Here is a 16,433-nt window from a genome sequence, read left to right as displayed (position 1 = left end):
TGCCACGGAACGTCCGTGGCCGCTCAGCCCACAGGAGGTGAGTGGTCCTCGTGCGCCACTACGAACTGGTCGTGATCCTCGAGCCGAGCCTCGACGAGCGCACCGTCGCCCCGTCCCTGGAGACGTTCCTCAACGTCGTCCGCAAGGACGGCGGCACGGTCGAGAACGTCGAGGTGTGGGGCCGTCGCCGCCTCGCCTACGAGATCGAGAAGAACGCCGAGGGCATCTACGCCGTCCTCGACGTCAACTGCGAGCCCGCCACCGTCAAGGAGATGGACCGGCAGCTCGCGCTGAACGAGTCCGTGCTGCGGACCAAGGTCATGCGCCGCGACCCCGCCTTCGCCGGGCGCCGCGGCAAGGCGAGCTGATGGCCGGCGACACGGTCATCACCGTCGTCGGCAACCTCACCGCCGACCCGGAGCTGCGGTTCACGCCGTCCGGTGCCGCCGTCGCCAACTTCACGGTCGCGTCGACGCCGCGCACCTTCGACCGCCAGAGCGGCGAGTGGAAGGACGGCGAGGCGCTGTTCCTGCGCTGCAACATCTGGCGCCAGGCCGCCGAGAACGTCGCCGAGACGCTCACGCGCGGGGCCCGGGTGATCGTGCAGGGACGCCTCAAGCAGCGCTCCTTCGAGACCCGCGAGGGCGAGAAGCGCACCGTCATCGAGCTCGAGGTCGACGAGGTCGGCCCCTCGCTGCGCTACGCCACCGCGTCCGTCACCAAGGCCTCCCGCGGCCAGGGCGGCGGCGGGTACGGCGGCGGTGGCGGCGGGGGCTACGGCTCCGGCGGCGGCAACGGCGGCGGTGGCTACGGCTCCGGGGGCTCCGGCTCCGGTGGGTCCGGCGGCGGCTACGGCGGGTCCGACGATCCGTGGGCCTCGGCCCCGGCCGCCGGCTCGTCGGGCGGCGGCTACGACGACGAGCCCCCGTTTTAGACCTCACACATCCCAGTTCTGCTCAGGAGAAGACACACCATGGCGAAGCCGCCGGTGCGCAAGCCGAAGAAGAAGGTCTGCACCTTCTGCAAGGACAAGAACCAGCTGATCGACTACAAGGACACCAACCTCCTGCGGAAGTACATCTCCGACCGGGGGAAGATCCGGGCGCGGCGGGTGTCGGGCAACTGCAGCCAGCACCAGCGTGACGTGGCCACCGCGGTGAAGAACTCGCGCGAGATGGCCCTGCTGCCCTACACGTCGACGGCGCGCTGAGGGAGGACGACGTGAAGCTCATCCTCACCGCCGACGTCGCCAACCTGGGCGGCCCCGGCGACACCGTCGAGGTCAAGGACGGCTACGGCCGCAACTTCCTGTTGCCCCGCGGGCTGGCCATCGTCGCCACCCGCGGCGCGCAGAAGCAGGTCGACACGATCCGCCGCACCCAGGAGGGCAAGCGGATCCGCGACCTCGACCACGCCAAGGAGGTCGCCGGGCAGATCCAGGGCCTGGGCACCGTCACGGTCACCGGCAAGGCCGGCCAGGGCGGGCGCCTCTTCGGCTCGGTCACCCCGGCCGACGTCGTGGCCGCGGTCCGCTCGCAGGGCGGCCCGAACCTCGACAAGCGGTTCATCGACATCTCCGGGCACATCAAGTCGACCGGCGACCACACGGTCACCGTCCGGCTGCACCCGGACGTCGCGGTCGACCTTCCCCTGGACGTCCAGGGCGCCTGACCGCTCGCACTCCCACCTCGGGCCCGGCACCTGCGTGGTGCCGGGCCCGACGTGTGTCCGGGGGTTTGTCAGCGAAGTGCCGTTGCTGACACTGGACGTCCGTATCGGTACTTCGATCACCCGACGACCACCCGACGATCAGCTCGCGAGCACCCGTCGATCCCACGGCACCACCCACCGGCGCCCGCCCGGCGAGCCGGGCCCGCCGCTCGGCTCGACACGCCCCGCGAGCGGGTGAACACCCCGGCGACACGCCCCGGGACGACGCGCCGGACGGGCCTCCATCCACTTGTTGTCCACAGTGCGCACAGGCCCCTGACCAGCACAGATGAGACCGATGAGGGTGTTGCCAACAGGTTGTCCCCAGGTGTGTGCCCACCGCGAGGGTGTGCTCGGTGGACCGATCCCGGGGCTGTCCCCACTCCATCCCCAGGGCCTGGTGGAGCGGCGATCGCCGGGCACCTAGCGTGCCCCGGGACGCGGTCGCGACGGCTGCCGACGGGCCGCCGGCACGCGCCGGCCCGGCGGGACCTCGGTGGCTGTCGGAGAGCACTGCTAGAACAGGTGTTCGACGGGTGTAGATGTCGAAGGCCTGTCCGGGGCGAGCGGAGGGAAGTGACCGTCGTGGCGGTGCTGGACGATCGGGGGACGTCCGGGCGGGGTCCGGAGCGACCGGGCTCCGCGCCGCCGGAATTCGACCGGCAGCCGCCGCAGGACATCCCCGCGGAGCAGTCGGTGCTGGGCGCCATCCTGCTGTCCAAGGACGCGATCGCCGACGTCGTCGAGATGCTCAAGCCCGACGACTTCTACCGGCCGGCCCACCAGACGGTCTACGAGTGCGTGCTCGACCTGTACGGCCGGGGCGAGCCCGCCGACCCCGTGACGGTGTCGGCCGAGCTCGAGAAGCGCGGCGAGCTGCTGCGCATCGGCGGCGCGCCCTACCTGCACACCCTCATCGCGACGGTGCCCACGGCCGCCAACGCCGGCTACTACGCCGAGATCGTGGCCGACCGGGCGATCCTGCGCCGCCTCGTCGAGGCCGGCACGCGCATCGTCCAGCTCGGCTACCACGGCGCCGAGGGGTCGGACACCGACGACATCGTCGACCGGGCCCAGGCCGCCGTCTACGAGGTCACCGACCGCCGGGTCACCGAGGACTACGTCGCGCTCGAGGACGTCCTCCAGCCGACCATGGACGAGATCGACGCCATCGCCTCGCGCGGCGGGGTCTCGTTCGGCGTGCCCACCGGCTTCACCGACCTCGACGACGTCACCAACGGCCTCCACGCCGGCCAGATGATCATCGTGGCCGCGAGGCCTGGCATCGGCAAGTCGACCCTGGGCATGGACTTTGCGAGGTCAGCAAGCGTCAAGCACGGCCTGACCTCGGCGTTCTTCTCCCTGGAGATGAGCCGCACCGAGATCGTCATGCGCCTGCTCTCGGCCGAGGCGAAGATCCGCCTGGCGGACATGCGCGCCGGCACCATGACCGACGACGACTGGACGCGCCTGGCGCGGCGGATGAGCGAGATCAGCGAGGCGCCGCTGTTCATCGACGACTCGCCCAACATGACGATCATGGAGATCCGGGCGAAGGCGCGGCGGCTCAAGCAGCGCCACGACCTGAAGCTGATCATCCTCGACTACATGCAGCTGATGACCTCGGGCAAGAAGGTCGAGTCCCGCCAGCAGGAGGTCTCGGAGTTCTCGCGTCAGCTCAAGCTGCTGGCCAAGGAGCTCGAGGTCCCGCTGGTGGCGATCAGCCAGCTCAACCGTGGTCCGGAGCAGCGCACCGACAAGAAGCCGATGCTCTCCGACCTCCGCGAGTCGGGGTCGCTGGAGCAGGACGCCGACATGGTCATGCTCATCAGCCGCCCCGACGCGTTCGAGCGCGATGATCCCCGCGCCGGCGAGGCCGACCTCATCCTCGCCAAGCACCGCAACGGCCCCACGGCGACCATCACCGTGGCCCACCAGCTGCACTACAGCCGGTTCAGCGACATCGCGCGGGGATAGCGGTCAGCGCGACCGCAGCGGCCACACCACGGTGACGGTGAGCGCCAGGAGCACCGCGATGAAGCCGACGGTGGCGGGCCAGCCGGCGAGGCCGTAGGCGACGCCGCCGAGGGTCCCGCCCACCGAGGAGCCGACGTAGAACGCTGCCAGGTAGAGCCCGGACGCCACGGCGCGGCCGTGCTCGGCGCGGCGGCCGACCCACGCGCTCGCGATCGGGTGGGCGGCGAAGAAGCCGACGGTCAGCAGCACGAGGCCCGCGACCACGACGCCGACCCACGACGTCAGCATCGCCAGCGCCCCGATCGCGGCGACCCCGGCCGCACCGAGCAGCACCGGCCGGGCACCGACGCGGTCGGCGAGCCGTCCCGCGCGGGTCGAGGTGGCCGTGCCGACGGCGTAGAGCACGAACACGAAGCCGACGACCAGTGGGGGCAGCCGGAAGGGCGGGCCGAGCAGCAGGAACGTCACGTAGTTGTAGGCGCAGACGAACACGCCCATGACCAGCAGGCCGACCGCGAAGAGCCGGCGCATCACGGGGTCGCGCAGGTGCGCAGCCACCTCACCCAGGAGGACGCCCACGCCGATGGGCGCCGGGCGGAAGCGGCGGGAGGCGGGCAGCACCAGCGTGAACGCGACGAGGCAGGCGGCCGAGACCAGCGCGATCCCGCCGAGCGCCCACCGCCACGAACCGGTGAGGTCCGCGAGGGCGGAGACGACGATGCGCCCGCCGAAGCCGCCGACCGAGTTGCCGGCGACGTAGAGGCCCATCGCCCCGCCGAGGTGCCGGCCGTCGATCTCGTCGGCGAGGTAGGCCATCCCGACCGCCGGCAGCCCGGCCAGCGCGAGCCCCTCGAGTCCCCGCAGGACGAGCAGCAGCTCGAAGGCGGGTGCGACGGCCGCGGCGAGGCCGAGCACCACCGCGGTGACCAGCGACCCGATCATCACCGGCCGGCGGCCCCACCGCTCCGACAGCGCGCTGGCCGGGATGATGCCGACCGCCACGGCCGCGGTGCTCACCGACACCGACAGCGACGCCGCCCCCGGCGTGATCCCGTAGGCGTCGACGAGCGCCGGCAGCAGCGGTTGTGTGGCGTAGAGCAGGGCGAACGTCGTGAAGCCCGCGAAGAACAGCCCGATCGCGACCGGGCGGAAACCGGGCTCGCCGCGGCGCAGGGCCGCCGGGGTCGCGGGTCCCACCGACGTCGACATCGTTGCCGAGGCTAACGGTCGCGGCGCCCTGCCCGCTCGGTCTCGTTCGTCACGGGCATCCCGTCAGCGATCGGCGGGTTCCGTCGCTCCCTCAATGGTCGAGCTCCGCAGGCTCCGTCGCTCCCTCAACGGTCGAGCTCCGCAGGCTCCGTCTCCTCCGTCAATCGTCGAGCTCCGCAGGCTCCGTCGCTCCCTCAACGGTCGAGCTCCGCAGGCTCCGTCTCCTCCGTCACCCACCCCAGGTACGGCCCGTGTCCCCCGACGACGGGCAGCACGAGCACCTCGGGCACGTCGTAGGTGTGCTCGGCGACCAGGCGGGCGGTGAGGTCGTCGACGCGGGCGGCGTCGGTCTTGATCCAGAGCTGCCACTCCGGTTCGACCGACACCGCGCCCTCCCACCGGAAGACGCTGCGCACCGGGGCCCCGATCTGCACGCACGCGGCCAGGTGCGCGTCGACGAGCAGGCGGGCGAGCCGCTCGGCCTCGTCGGCGGAGTCGGTGGTGGTCAGCACGACGCGGGCGGTGGGTGCGTCAGACATCGGGAGAGCCTCCGGGGGGCGTCGGTCCGTGCCACGATGCGCCGATGCTCCTCGTCACCGGTGCCACCGGGTTCGTCGGGTCGGCGGTCGTCACGCTGCTGCACGAGCGGGGGTACGCGGTGCGGGCCGTGGTGCGCGACCCCGCGCGCGCCGACGTCCTGCCCGACGGCGTCGAGCGGGTGGCCGCCGACCTCGCCGACGGCGAGTCCCTGGTCCGCGCCATGGACGGCTGCGAGGGCGTCTTCCACCTCGCCGCCGCGGTGGGCGCCCCGGGCCCGGAGGCGCACGAGCTCAACGTCGGCGGGACACGGCGGGTCGTCGAGGCGGTGCGGCGGGCCGGGGTCCGGCGGCTCGTGCACACCTCGACCAGCGCCGCGATCGCCGTGCCCGACCCCGACGGCCCCGGCCTGCTCGTCGCCGAGGAGGCCGCGGGCGGCACCGCGCTCACCGACACCTACTCCGCGACCAAGGCCGAGGCCGAGGCGGTGGTGCTCGACGCGGTGGCCGCTGGCGAGGTGGACGCCGTCGTCGCCACCGTCGTCAACGCCTACGGGCCCTCCCCGCGCGGTCCGCTGAGCTACGACCAGCTGCTCGTCGCGGCGGCACGGGGCGAGGTCGGCGACATCGTCGACACCCGCGTCGGCTGGACGCTGGCCGAGGACATCGCGGCCGGCGAGCTCCTCGCGTTCACCGACGGGGAGGCGGGCCGGCGCTACGTGCTGTGCGGGCAGGTGGCGTCGTTCCCCGAGGTGCTCGACACCTACTGCGAGCTGGCCGGCAGCCCCCACCGCGTGCGGGCGCTCCCCGAGGGCAGCGAGCTCTCCCCCGACGCCCCGCCGTTCGCCGACCGGTCGGTGGTCTACGGCCGGCTCGGCGGCTACCGCGTGCGCGACGACCACGCCCGCGCGCTGGGCGTGGAGGCCCGCGGGATCGCCGAGGGACTGGAGGCCACGGCCCGCTGGATGGCCGCCGTCTCCGCCTGAGGGGGATGACTGACCGGTCGGGTGGGAGATGGGACACGCCCGCCCACGTGCGCGGACCGCTAGTGCCAGGCTGGACGGCACACGGCCGGGACACACGCGGCCGGGGAGAGGGTGAGTTGATGACCGACGACAGCGGGGTCGGGCACGGCGTCGTGGCCGCCTCCGGTGAGTTCACGCTGGGCGACGACCTGACGGTGCGGCGGCTGGGCTACGGCGCCATGCGGCTGACCGGTGAGGGCATCTGGGGTCCGCCGAAGGACCCGGACAACGCGGTGGCCGTGCTGCGCCGCGCCGTCGACCTCGGGGTGGACTTCGTCGACACGGCCGACTCCTACGGCCCGTACGTCAGCGAGGAGCTCGTCCGCGACGCGCTGTACCCCTACCGCGGGGTCGCGGTCGCGACGAAGGCAGGCCTGCTGCGCACCGGACCCAACAAGTGGATCCCGTGCGGGCGCCCGGACTACCTGCGCCAGGAGTGCGAGATGAGCCTGCGCCGCCTCGGCGTGGAGACCCTCGACCTCTTCCAGCTCCACCGCATCGACCCGCACGTCGCCGCCGACGAGCAGTTCGGCCTGCTCGCCGACCTGCAGCGCGAGGGCAAGGTGCGCCACGTCGGCCTGAGCCAGGTCTCGGTCGCCGAGATCGAGGCGGCCGGGCGGATCATCGACGTCGCGTCGGTGCAGAACCGCTACAACCTCGTCGACCGGTCCTCGGACGACGTCCTGCGCCACTGCACCGAGCACGGCATCGGGTTCATCCCCTGGGCCCCGGCCGACGCGGGCAAGCTCGCCGAGCCCGGCAACGCCGCCGAGCGTGCGGCCGAGGCCCTCGGCGCGACGCCGGCGCAGGTGGCGCTCGCGTGGCTGCTGCAGCGCAGCTCGGTGATGCTGCCGATCCCGGGCACGAGCTCGCTCGAGCACCTCGAGGAGAACTGCGGCGCCGCGGCCCTCGAGCTCGACCGCAGCACCGTCGCCACCCTGGACGCGGCGGCGTAGGGAGCCTCAGGCCCCGGCGCGCACCGGGCGGGCGCGCTCGGCGTCACGCCGGGCGCGCCGGTCCCGGAGGCGTGCGACGAGGCCGTGCGGCGGCTCGGGGTCCTCGCCCCGCTCGACGCGCTCGGCGGCGGCGACGATGCGCCGCTCCATGCCCCCGAACACGAGCACGTGGAACGGGGCGATCACCCACCAGTAGGCGTGGCCCGCGAGCCCGTGCGGGAAGAAGATCGCGCGCTGCCGGTAGGTGGAGCCCTCCTCGGTCGGGGCGACGCGCAGCTCGAGCCACGCGAGGCCCGGTGCCTTCATCTCGGCGCGCAGGCGCAGCAGCCGCTCGCCCTCGGCCAGCTCGAGTCCGACGGCGTCGCGCCGGTCGGTGCTGCGCTCGTCGAGGCACTCCTCGACCCGCCACCAGTCGAGCGCGTCGCCCACCTTGAGCGAGTCGGCGTCCCGGCGGCCGCGGCGCAGACCGACCCCGCCGACGAGGCGGTCCATCACCCCGCGCGCCCACCAGCCCAGCGGGAACGAGTACCAGCCCCGCTCGCCGCCGATGCCGGTGACGACGTCCCAGACGTGCTCGACCGACGCCCTGGACGGGCGCTCGCGGACGTCGGTGTAGACGGTGCCGCCGGCCCAGTCGGGGTCGGAGGGCAGCGGGTCCGAGGGCGCGTAGCTCGCGTTCGCGCCCGACCAGCGGGTCTCCACCTGCCCGCTGCTGATGCGCTGCAGCGCGAGCTCGACGGCGCGGTGGAACCCGGTGAGCCCGCCCTCGGGCTGCGCGACGAAGCGGTCGATGTCGTGCTCCTGGGCCACCACCTCGTGGATGAGGGAGTCGATCAGCGGCACGGCCGTCGACCGGGGCACGGGTGTCACGAGGTTGACCCAGTGCGACGACAACCGCGGCGTCAGCACCGGCACCGGCAGCATCGTGCGCGGGGGCAGCTCGGCGACCTCCGCGAAGCCCTCCATCATCTGCAGGTAGGTCAGGACGTCCGGCCCGCCGATGTCGAAGGTGCGGTTGACCTCGGCGGGCACGGTCACCGCACGCACGAGGTAGTGCAGGACGTCGCGGATCGCGATGGGCTGGACGCGGTGGTGCACCCACGACGGCGTGAGCATCACCGGCAGCCGCTCGGTGAGGTAGCGCAGCATCTCGAAGCTCGCCGACCCCGACCCGAGGATCACCGCCGCCTGCAGCACGACGGTCGGCACGCCGGAGCGCAGGAAGATCTCGCCGACCTCGGCGCGCGACGCGAGGTGCTCCGACAGTTCGACGCCCTCGGGGTGCATGCCACCGAGGTAGACGATGCGCGACACCCCGGCCTCACGGGCGGCCTGCGCGCTGATCATGGCGGCGCGCCGGTCGACGGCGGCGAAGCCCTGCTCGGACAGGGAGTGCACGAGGTAGTAGAGGACGTCGGCGCCCTGACAGGCCCGGCGCATCGACTCCTCGTCGAGCACGTCGCCCGCGACCACCTCGACGTCGGCGGCCCACGGGACGTCGCGCATCTTGCCGGGACTGCGCACGACGCAGCGCACGTCGTGGCCCTCCGCGGCCAGCCGCGGGGCCAGCCGCCCGCCGATGTAACCCGTCGCTCCCGTGACCACGCATCGCACGTCGGCGATCGTGGCGCGAGACCGACCGCCGCGCAGCCCGACCGCTCCGCACGGGCCGGGACGGCGCCCCCCACACGAGGTCCGAAACCTTCCCTGACACCTCGCGGGGTGACACACGCTCGGGGGATCCATCGGCGTGTCGCGGGCAACAGGCCGTGTCGCGCGAAGTGGGGCCCCAAGTCGTCGCCCGTCCCTGCCGTTGTGAGGTCCAGACGCTCGATGTCGTTCGGCCGTTCGGCGGCCGGGCGAGGACGAGCTGATCGATCAGCAGTCGGGGAGGTCGAAGGAACGTGTGGGTGTGGCGTGACGACCTGGGGTCCGGTGGCGCGAGCGACGGGGCCGGTGGGTGGCGGCTGGATGCGTACGGGACGTGGGTGTGGGACGAGCCCTCGCCGCTGGAGCGGCCGGGGGCCGGGGTCGGCGCGCTCCGGCCGCGCGGTGAGGCGGGTCCCGAGCGGGCGGGTGGTGACCGGACCTACGGCGACCGGGCCCTGGCGCGCCTCGGGCACGCCGAGCCGACGCCGATCTTCCAGGAGCTGACCGTCGACCGGTCGCGCCGCCCCGCGTGGGGCGGCGTGTCGGTGCCGGAGCCGCACCCCGGCTCGGGGCCGCTGCCGGTGCAGGACCCGACGGGCCGCCGCTCGGGCCTGCGCGAGGTGCCGACGGTGCCGCCGCCGGCGCTCGACGGGTCGAGCTCCGCGGGGCTGCGACGGGAGCGCGCCGACCTGCGGTCGGTGCCGCGGGACGAGTCGCCCGAGGAGGAGCTGCGCCGCCGCGCCGAGCGTCGTCGCCGTCCCCGCTCGGCCGCCGAGGAGCGCGACGCCGCGCCCGAGGGCGGGCGCCATGCCTGGCGGCGCGAGGAGGTCCGGACGGGCCGGCACGCCCTGCGTCGCTGACGGCGCTGGCGGGTACCGAACGTCGGGTCGTCCGTGGGGCGGCCCGGCGCCCCGGGCGGGCGCGCTCCGGAGCCGGGGGACCCGCGGGGATATGCTCCGGCCCCCGCGCGGTCCTGTCGGGCCCCCGGTGAGCCCGCCCCGGCGCCGCCGCCCAGTCCGTCCCGCCCGTGGAGGTCCGCTCTCGTGATCATCCGTCGTCTCGCCCGGCCCATGCTGGCCGCCATCTTCATCAAGGGCGGGGTCGACACCCTGCTCAATCCCGAGCCGCGCGTGCAGAAGGCGTCACCGCTGATCGAGAAGGCGGCGCCGAGCCTGCCGGACCAGGTCCCGTCGGAGCCGGGCCAGCTGGTCCGCATCGACGCCGGGGTCAAGATCGCGGCCGGCTCGCTGCTCGCGATCAACAAGTTCCCGCGGGTGGCGTCGCTGGCCCTCGCCGCGAGCGTCATCCCCACGACCGTCGCCGGGCACCCGTTCTGGGAGAAGTCCGACCCGGTGGAGAAGACCGGCGAGCAGCAGCAGTTCCTCAAGAACGTCGCGATCCTCGGCGGGCTGATCCTCGCCGCGGTGGACACCGAGGGGAAGCCGTCGCTGGGCTGGCGGGGCCGCCGTGCCGCGCGCAAGCTCGCCGAGCGCACGAGCGACCTGACCGACCGCAGCGAGGGCGCGGGAGACAAGCTCCGCGCCGCGGGCGACCAGGTCCGCCGCAACGTCGTGGACGGCGTGGACGTCGCGATCGGCGCCCTGGCCTCCTGACCCGACCCGGTGCGGGGCCGACCGGTGCGGGCGGGCCCCGCGCCGGTCCGGCCCCGACCCCGCGATGCCCCTAGGGTGACCGCCGTGTGGACGAACTGGTCCGGAGGCCGGGAGTGCCGGCCGACCGCGACGGTGCGGCCGCTCGACGACAGCGGGGTCTCCGCCGTGGTGCGACGCGCCGCCGAGCGGGGCCAGCCCGTCCGGCCCGTCGGCGCCGGGCACTCCTTCAGCGCGCTCGCGGTCACCGACGGCGTGCACGTCGACCTGTCCGCCTTCAGCGGCATCACCGGCTCCGGCGGCCGCCCCGGCCGCCCCACCGTCCGCGTCCGCGCAGGGACGACGCTCGCCCAGCTCCACACCGAGCTCGCCGACCGCGACCTCGCCCTCGAGGCCCCGCTGGAGCTCGCGGCGCCCACGGTCGGCGGCGCGCTGGCGGTCGGCATGCACGGCAGCGGGTCGTCACGGGGCTCGCTCTCGGCCGCGGTCGTCGGCCTGCGCCTGGTGGACGGGCGCGGGCGGCTGCGCGACGTCGCCGCCGCGGACCTCGACGCCGCCCGGACCTCGCTCGGCGCCCTCGGCGTGCTGCTCGAGGCCGAGCTCGCGGTGGTGCCGGCGGGCCGGGTGCGGGTCACCCGCGAGCCACGGCCCGTCGACGAGGTGCTCGACGCCGCGTTCTGGGCCTCGCACCCCGTCGTCGAGGCGGCCGTCTTCCCCTCCGCGCGCACCGCGCTGACCCGCTGGGCGGATCCCCTCCCCGAGCACACCCTCGAGGGCGACGACGAGGACGCCGAGGGCGAGAAGGAGGAGCGCGAGCGCACGGTCGGCGTCACCGTCGCCGGCGCCACCGGCCGGACTGCGCTCGGCGGCGCTGTGGTCGTCGAGCGGGCGCTGCCCCGCCTCGTCCCCCGCTTCAACCGCGCGGTCTCCCGCCTCGCGCGCACCGTCACCGCGACCGGCCCGATGCACCGGGTCCTGTCCAGCCCGCCCGCCGTCCGCTTCGAGCAGACCGAGTGGGCGCTGCCGCGCACCACGTTCGCCGAGGGCGCCCGCGAGCTGCTGACCGCGCTCGCCGACGACGGGCTCGAGGTCGGGCTCCCGGTGCGCCTGCGCGTCGGGGCGCCGGAGTCGGGGTGGCTCCACCCCGCCCACGACCGCGCCACGGGCTGGGTGGCCGTGCGCGTCCCGCGCGGCACCGACCACGCGCCCGTCCTGGAGCGGGCCTGGCGCGTGCTGCGCGCCCACGGTGGCCGCCCGCACTGGGCGTCGCGCTCGGACTGGACCGTCGAGGACACCGTCGCGGCCTATCCGCGCCTGCCCGACTTCCGCCGGGTGCGCGACGACTACGACCCCGACCGCGTGTTCGCGACGCCCGCGCTCGACGCGGTGCTCGGCGACTGAGCCTCCTCGTCGAGGTCGTCCTCCGCCGCCCCGAGGTCCACCGCGAGCCCGACGACGGCCTGGTCGATGCGCCGCAGCAGCCGGGCGGCGGTGAGCATGGCCGTGCGGCGCTGCGGGTCGTCGACCGTGCGGGCCGCGTACCCCTCGGCGGCGTCGACCAGGTCCTCGGCGGAGCGCGCGCGCACCTGTCCGCCGTCGGAGGCCCGGTGCCCGCGCACGAGGACGTCGCGCAGCCCGTCGAGGTTCGCGCGGACCTGGGCGGCGGCGGGGTCCAGCGTGGCCGCCCAGCCCGGGTCGCTCACCTGGTCCGCGGTGCGGGCGAGCGAGCGGGCGTAGACGTCGCAGACGACGAGCACCCGCAGCCCGCGCTGGTAGCTCGACCGCGCCCGGCGCCTCGAGAAGCGCCCGACCAGCGGTGACGCGCGCTGGCGCAGCGTCGCCAGGGCGTCGTCCATCGCCCGCACGCCCTCGCGCGCGGGCGGCGCCGAGCGGCGGCCGGCGAGGCGGTCGGTGGCCTCGCCGAGCACCCGGTCGATCGCGTCGACCAGGTCGCTCACCGCCTCGCCGAAGGCCGCCCGGGTCCCGCGCGGCAGCACGAGGTACGCGGCGACGATGCTGGCGAGCGCCCCGATGATCGTCTCCTCGATGCGCAGCACGAGCACGTCGACGCTGAACTGCCCGATGAGCCCGTAGACCAGCGCGAGCACCGCGGTGATCCAGAAGGCGAGCATCGAGGGCGAGACGCGCACCAGGTAGAGCGCCAGGAAGACGCAGACGAACAGCAGCACCAGCGAGGGCACGACCTGCCCGCCGACCAGCGCGGCGAGCCCCATCCCGGCGACGACGCCGCCGATCGTGCCGAGGACCCGGCCCCAGCCGCGGGAGAGGAGGTCACCGCGGCTGTTGGTGCCGGCGAAGACGACGAACGCGGTGATGACCGCCCAGTACCAGCGCGACGGGGCGACGAGCTCGCCGGCGACGATCGCCAGCGTCGCGGCCACCCCGACCTGCACGGCCTGCCGAGTGCTCAGCGCGAGGCCCCGGACCTCGCGCTCGGGCTCGTCCTCGGGCCGCACGTCGTCGGCGTCGGGCCGGTCGCCGGCCATCGCGTCCGGGGCCGGGCCGCTCCCGGCCGGCGGCGGGGGAGGACGCAGCCCCGATCCGTCGGCACGCCGCGACGGGGCGTCGAGCTGGGCGTGGTGGATCGCGTCCGCGACACGCCGCACGGCGAAGGCGGTGCGCTGCACCCGCTCGCCGCCCGGCCGCGTGTCGGCGACGAGCCCGGCCACCGCCGCCCGGGCGTCCGCGGCCGCCTCGAGGATCGCCGCGTGGTCCTGCCCGGCCGCGAGGGCGCGCTGGAGGTGGCGCAGCCCGGTGCGCAGGGCGGCGACGACGACGCGGTCCGGGGGCGCGGTGGGCTCCGGGTCGGTCGGCGGGAGGGCCAGGCGGCGTACGACCACCGAGAGCCGCTCGAGCGCGAGCTCGGCGTCGGCGACCCGCAGCGCGAGCGTGTCGTCGTCGAGCCCCGGCCAGACCCGCCCGGCCGTCGTCTGCTCCAGGGTGTCCTCGACGAGCAGCGCCACCTCCTGCAGGCGCGCCCGGGCGCGGCGCAGGGCCTCGAGGTCCCGCTCGTCGGGGCCGCCCTGCCCCACCCCCGCGAGGACCGCGTCGGTGGCCCCGACCAGCGCGTGCGCGCGGGCCCGGAACGCGGTGACCATCCGCCGCAGCGTGCGCGCCGGGCGCTCGGCGAACACCACCCCGCGCAGCAGCAGCGTCGACGCGATGCCGACGACCACCGCGCCCAGCAGCCACGGCACCTGCGCGGGCGCGACCTGCAGGAACTGCGTGAAGAAGAACGGCATGAAGGCCGCCATGCCCAGCGCGAAGCCGCGCGGGCCGTAGCGGCGCACCCACACCGCGACGACCATGACCGCCACGAACGCCACGGCCGCCGGGATGCGGTACGGGGCGAGGAACGCGCCGACGACCGTGCTCGCCGCGGCCGGCAGCACCATGAGCGCGGTGGTCACCCGCCGGCGCGGCAGCTCGGGCTCGTTGACCGCGAGGTTCGAGACCACCGCCAGGACGGCGGTGAACAGCAGGACGGTCACCGGCTCGGTGGGGTCGAGCAGCGCCCGCACGGCGGCGGTGACCCCGACCGCGAGCACCATCGACGCGACGGCGATCGACGCGAGGCGCAGGCGCGACAGGCCCGGATCGACGCCCGCGAGCCAGGTGCGCAGGTCGACCGACCCGCGCCGTCCCCGGAGCCGCCCCGTCACCAGCTCCTCCCTCACCGCGGATCGTCGCGGCGAGTCTCGCACGGAGGATCGGGCGAGGACCGATCTCGACAGGGTTACCCCCGAGTAATACGCTGCGGTTACCGGCCGGTAGAAGACGTCGGCCGCACACCACGTGGTGACAGGAGCGAGGCGGGATGGGCCACTACCGGGCGAACGTCCGCGACATCGAGTTCAACCTCTTCGAGGTCTTCCGTGTGCAGGACCGGTTCGGGTCGGGTCCGTTCGCCGACGCCGACGAGGAGACCGCGCGCGCCCTGCTGGGCGAGGTCGCGTCGATGGCCGAGGGACCGCTGGCCGACTCGTACGTGTCCGGCGACCGCAACCCGGTGCGCTTCGACCCCGAGACCCACACCGCTCACCTCGACGAGGGCATCAAGAAGTCCTACCGCGCCATGTGGGACGGCGAGTGGTGGCGGCTCTCGGCCGACAACGCGATCGGCGGCATGGGCGTCCCGCCGTCGGTGCAGTGGTCGGCCGGGGAGATGATCCTCGGCGCCAACGCGCCGGTGTTCATGTACATGGCGGGGCCGAACTTCGCGTCGGTCGTGTACCGCAACGGCACCGAGCAGCAGCAGCACTGGGCGCAGCTCATGGTCGACCGCGGCTGGGGCGCCACGATGGTGCTCACCGAGCCGGACGCGGGCTCCGACGTGGGCGCCGGGCGCACCAAGGCCCGCGACAACGGCGACGGCACCTGGTCGATCGAGGGCGTCAAGCGCTTCATCACGTCGGCCGACTCCGACGACCTGCACGAGAACATCATGCATCTGGTGCTCGCCCGCCCCGAGGGCGCGCGGGCCGGCACGAAGGGCCTGTCGCTCTTCCTCGTGCCCAAGTTCCACTTCGACGACCGCACCGGCGAGATCGGCGAGCGCAACGGCGCCTTCGTCACCAACGTCGAGCACAAGATGGGCCTCAACGCCTCGGCCACCTGCGAGGTGACCTTCGGCGGCCACGGCACCCCGGCCGTCGGCTGGCTGCTCGGCGACGTGCACGACGGCATCGCGCAGATGTTCCAGGTCATCGAGTACGCGCGGATGATGGTCGGCACGAAGGCCATCGGCACCCTGTCGACCGGCTACCTCAACGCGCTGGCCTACGCCAAGGAGCGCATCCAGGGCGCCGACCTCACCAAGCAGACCGACAAGACCGCCCCGCGCGTGCCGATCACCAACCACCCCGACGTGCGCCGCAGCCTCATGCTGCAGAAGGCCTACGCCGAGGGCATGCGCTCGGTGTACACCTTCACCGCGACCTACCAGGACGTCGTCCGCTTCGGCGAGGCGCCGGAGGCCGAGCGGGGGGCCGTCAGCGCCGAGGAGATCGCGCTGGCGGAGAAGGTCAACGACCTGCTGCTGCCCATCGTCAAGGGCGTCGGGTCGGAGCGGGCCACCGAGCAGCTCATCGGGTCGCTGCAGACCCTCGGCGGCTCGGGCTACCTGCAGGACTACCCCATCGAGCAGTACATCCGTGACGCCAAGATCGACTCGCTGTACGAGGGCACGACGGCGATCCAGGCGCAGGACTTCTTCTTCCGCAAGATCGTCCGGGACAACGGCCAGGCGCTCATGCACGTCGCCGGCCAGGTCCAGGCGTTCCTCGACGCCGAGGGCGGCAACGGGCGTCTCAAGGAGGAGCGCGCCCTGCTCGCCACCGCCCTGGGCGACGTGCAGGCGATGCTCGGGACGATGGTCGGCTTCCTGACCTCGTCGCAGGAGGACGTCACCAACCTCTACAAGGTCGGCCAGCACGCGGTGCGCTTCCTCATGAGCGTCGGCGACCTGCTCGTCGGCTGGCTGCTGCTGCGCGGCGCCGAGGTCGCGGGCGCGGCGCTCGACGCCGGCACCACGGGCCGCGACCGGGCCTTCTACGAGGGCAAGATCGCCGTGGCGCGCTTCTTCGCCCGCTCGGTGCTGCCCGAGCTCTCCAGCCGCCGCACGATCGTCGAGGGCGCCGAGAACTCGATCATGGAGCTGGACGTGGCGGCCTTCTGACCGGTGCGCTGCGCGCACGTGAGCATTTTCGCGTGCTATAGCACGCGAAAGTGCTCACGAGC

Annotated in this window: 15 protein-coding genes; 11 read left to right on the top strand and 4 right to left on the bottom strand. The window is 74.2% G+C overall.

Annotation, left to right across the window (positions count from 1 at the left end):
• Positions 1 to 41: 41 nt before the first annotated feature.
• The 5 genes from rpsF to dnaB all read left to right on the top strand — a co-directional run bounded on the left by rpsF (position 42) and on the right by dnaB (position 3,687).
• Entirely contained in the window at positions 42 to 368 is a 327-nt protein-coding gene (gene rpsF / locus PGB27_RS28020) for a 30S ribosomal protein S6 (RefSeq protein WP_274203737.1), read from the top strand.
• Positions 368 to 934: a single-stranded DNA-binding protein gene (locus PGB27_RS28015; RefSeq protein ID WP_274203736.1), complete on the top strand. Its 567-nt coding sequence runs from the start codon at positions 368 to 370 to the stop codon at positions 932 to 934. The genes rpsF and PGB27_RS28015 overlap by 1 nt, the downstream gene beginning before the upstream one ends.
• A 39-nt stretch (positions 935 to 973) precedes the next feature.
• Complete coding sequence (gene rpsR / locus PGB27_RS28010) at positions 974 to 1,210, top strand: 30S ribosomal protein S18 (protein ID WP_116707953.1); 237 nt, start codon at positions 974 to 976, stop codon at positions 1,208 to 1,210.
• Positions 1,211 to 1,221: 11 nt separating this feature from the next.
• The gene (gene rplI, locus PGB27_RS28005) at positions 1,222 to 1,671 is read left to right on the top strand and encodes a 50S ribosomal protein L9 (protein WP_274203735.1); all 450 of its coding nucleotides are present in this window, start codon (positions 1,222 to 1,224) and stop codon (positions 1,669 to 1,671) included.
• A gap of 624 nt (positions 1,672 to 2,295) precedes the next feature.
• Positions 2,296 to 3,687 carry a replicative DNA helicase gene (gene dnaB, locus PGB27_RS28000; protein WP_408630133.1) on the top strand — a complete coding sequence of 464 codons (1,392 nt, stop codon included), beginning with the start codon at positions 2,296 to 2,298 and terminating at the stop codon, positions 3,685 to 3,687.
• A gap of 3 nt (positions 3,688 to 3,690) precedes the next feature.
• Here the strand turns inward: dnaB and PGB27_RS27995 are convergent, their stop codons facing one another.
• Positions 3,691 to 4,896 carry an MFS transporter gene (locus PGB27_RS27995; protein ID WP_274203734.1) on the bottom strand — a complete coding sequence of 402 codons (1,206 nt, stop codon included), beginning with the start codon at positions 4,894 to 4,896 and terminating at the stop codon, positions 3,691 to 3,693.
• 194 nt (positions 4,897 to 5,090) lie between these two features.
• On the bottom strand, positions 5,091 to 5,435 hold the full coding sequence (gene cutA, locus PGB27_RS27990) for a divalent-cation tolerance protein CutA (RefSeq protein WP_274203733.1): 345 nt from the start codon (positions 5,433 to 5,435) through the stop codon (positions 5,091 to 5,093).
• A 44-nt stretch (positions 5,436 to 5,479) separates the two neighbouring features.
• On the opposite strand from cutA, the gene PGB27_RS27985 reads away from it, so the two are divergent.
• On the top strand, positions 5,480 to 6,418 hold the full coding sequence (locus PGB27_RS27985) for an NAD-dependent epimerase/dehydratase family protein (RefSeq protein ID WP_274203732.1): 939 nt from the start codon (positions 5,480 to 5,482) through the stop codon (positions 6,416 to 6,418).
• 119 nt (positions 6,419 to 6,537) lie between these two features.
• Positions 6,538 to 7,413, top strand: a complete 876-nt coding sequence (locus tag PGB27_RS27980) for an aldo/keto reductase (protein ID WP_274203731.1) — start codon at positions 6,538 to 6,540, stop codon at positions 7,411 to 7,413.
• A gap of 6 nt (positions 7,414 to 7,419) precedes the next feature.
• On the opposite strand, the gene PGB27_RS27975 is transcribed toward PGB27_RS27980, so the two are convergent.
• Positions 7,420 to 9,027, bottom strand: coding sequence for an SDR family oxidoreductase (locus PGB27_RS27975; RefSeq protein ID WP_274203730.1), 1,608 nt, complete (start codon positions 9,025 to 9,027; stop codon positions 7,420 to 7,422).
• A gap of 296 nt (positions 9,028 to 9,323) precedes the next feature.
• Between PGB27_RS27975 and PGB27_RS27970 the strand changes: the two genes are divergently transcribed.
• The 3 genes from PGB27_RS27970 to PGB27_RS27960 all read left to right on the top strand — a co-directional run bounded on the left by PGB27_RS27970 (position 9,324) and on the right by PGB27_RS27960 (position 12,074).
• A complete protein-coding gene (locus tag PGB27_RS27970) occupies positions 9,324 to 9,923 on the top strand; it encodes a hypothetical protein (RefSeq protein ID WP_274203729.1) in 600 nt (199 codons plus the stop codon).
• A gap of 183 nt (positions 9,924 to 10,106) precedes the next feature.
• Positions 10,107 to 10,676, top strand: a complete 570-nt coding sequence (locus PGB27_RS27965) for a DoxX family protein (RefSeq protein ID WP_274203728.1) — start codon at positions 10,107 to 10,109, stop codon at positions 10,674 to 10,676.
• Positions 10,677 to 10,760: 84 nt separating this feature from the next.
• The gene (locus PGB27_RS27960; RefSeq protein ID WP_274203727.1) at positions 10,761 to 12,074 is read left to right on the top strand and encodes a D-arabinono-1,4-lactone oxidase; all 1,314 of its coding nucleotides are present in this window, start codon (positions 10,761 to 10,763) and stop codon (positions 12,072 to 12,074) included.
• On the opposite strand, the gene PGB27_RS27955 is transcribed toward PGB27_RS27960, so the two are convergent.
• Positions 12,017 to 14,356, bottom strand: coding sequence for an FUSC family protein (locus tag PGB27_RS27955; RefSeq protein ID WP_274203726.1), 2,340 nt, complete (start codon positions 14,354 to 14,356; stop codon positions 12,017 to 12,019). The two genes, PGB27_RS27960 and PGB27_RS27955, sit on opposite strands and share 58 nt — an antisense overlap.
• 155 nt (positions 14,357 to 14,511) lie before the next feature.
• Between PGB27_RS27955 and PGB27_RS27950 the strand changes: the two genes are divergently transcribed.
• Positions 14,512 to 16,371: an acyl-CoA dehydrogenase gene (locus tag PGB27_RS27950; RefSeq protein WP_274203725.1), complete on the top strand. Its 1,860-nt coding sequence runs from the start codon at positions 14,512 to 14,514 to the stop codon at positions 16,369 to 16,371.
• The last annotated feature ends 62 nt before the right edge of the window (positions 16,372 to 16,433 follow it).

Origin of the sequence: Actinomycetospora lemnae (genome assembly GCF_028737315.1) — a bacterium.
GTDB classification, from domain to species: Bacteria; Actinomycetota; Actinomycetes; order Mycobacteriales; family Pseudonocardiaceae; genus Actinomycetospora; species Actinomycetospora lemnae.
The sequence above is the reverse complement of the archived record's forward strand: the minus strand, read 5'-3'. Positions and strand labels throughout refer to the sequence as shown.

Bases quoted from the DNA above. Each gene is read 5' to 3' on its own strand.
- PGB27_RS28015 (WP_274203736.1), top strand. From the start codon at position 368: ATGGCCGGCGACACGGTCATCACCGTCGTCGGCAACCTCACCGCCGAC.
- rpsR (WP_116707953.1), top strand. From the start codon at position 974: ATGGCGAAGCCGCCGGTGCGCAAGCCGAAGAAGAAGGTCTGCACCTTC.
- PGB27_RS27995 (WP_274203734.1), bottom strand. From the start codon at position 4,896: ATGTCGACGTCGGTGGGACCCGCGACCCCGGCGGCCCTGCGCCGCGGC.
- cutA (WP_274203733.1), bottom strand. From the start codon at position 5,435: ATGTCTGACGCACCCACCGCCCGCGTCGTGCTGACCACCACCGACTCC.
- PGB27_RS27985 (WP_274203732.1), top strand. From the start codon at position 5,480: ATGCTCCTCGTCACCGGTGCCACCGGGTTCGTCGGGTCGGCGGTCGTC.
- PGB27_RS27980 (WP_274203731.1), top strand. From the start codon at position 6,538: ATGACCGACGACAGCGGGGTCGGGCACGGCGTCGTGGCCGCCTCCGGT.
- PGB27_RS27950 (WP_274203725.1), top strand. From the start codon at position 14,512: ATGGGCCACTACCGGGCGAACGTCCGCGACATCGAGTTCAACCTCTTC.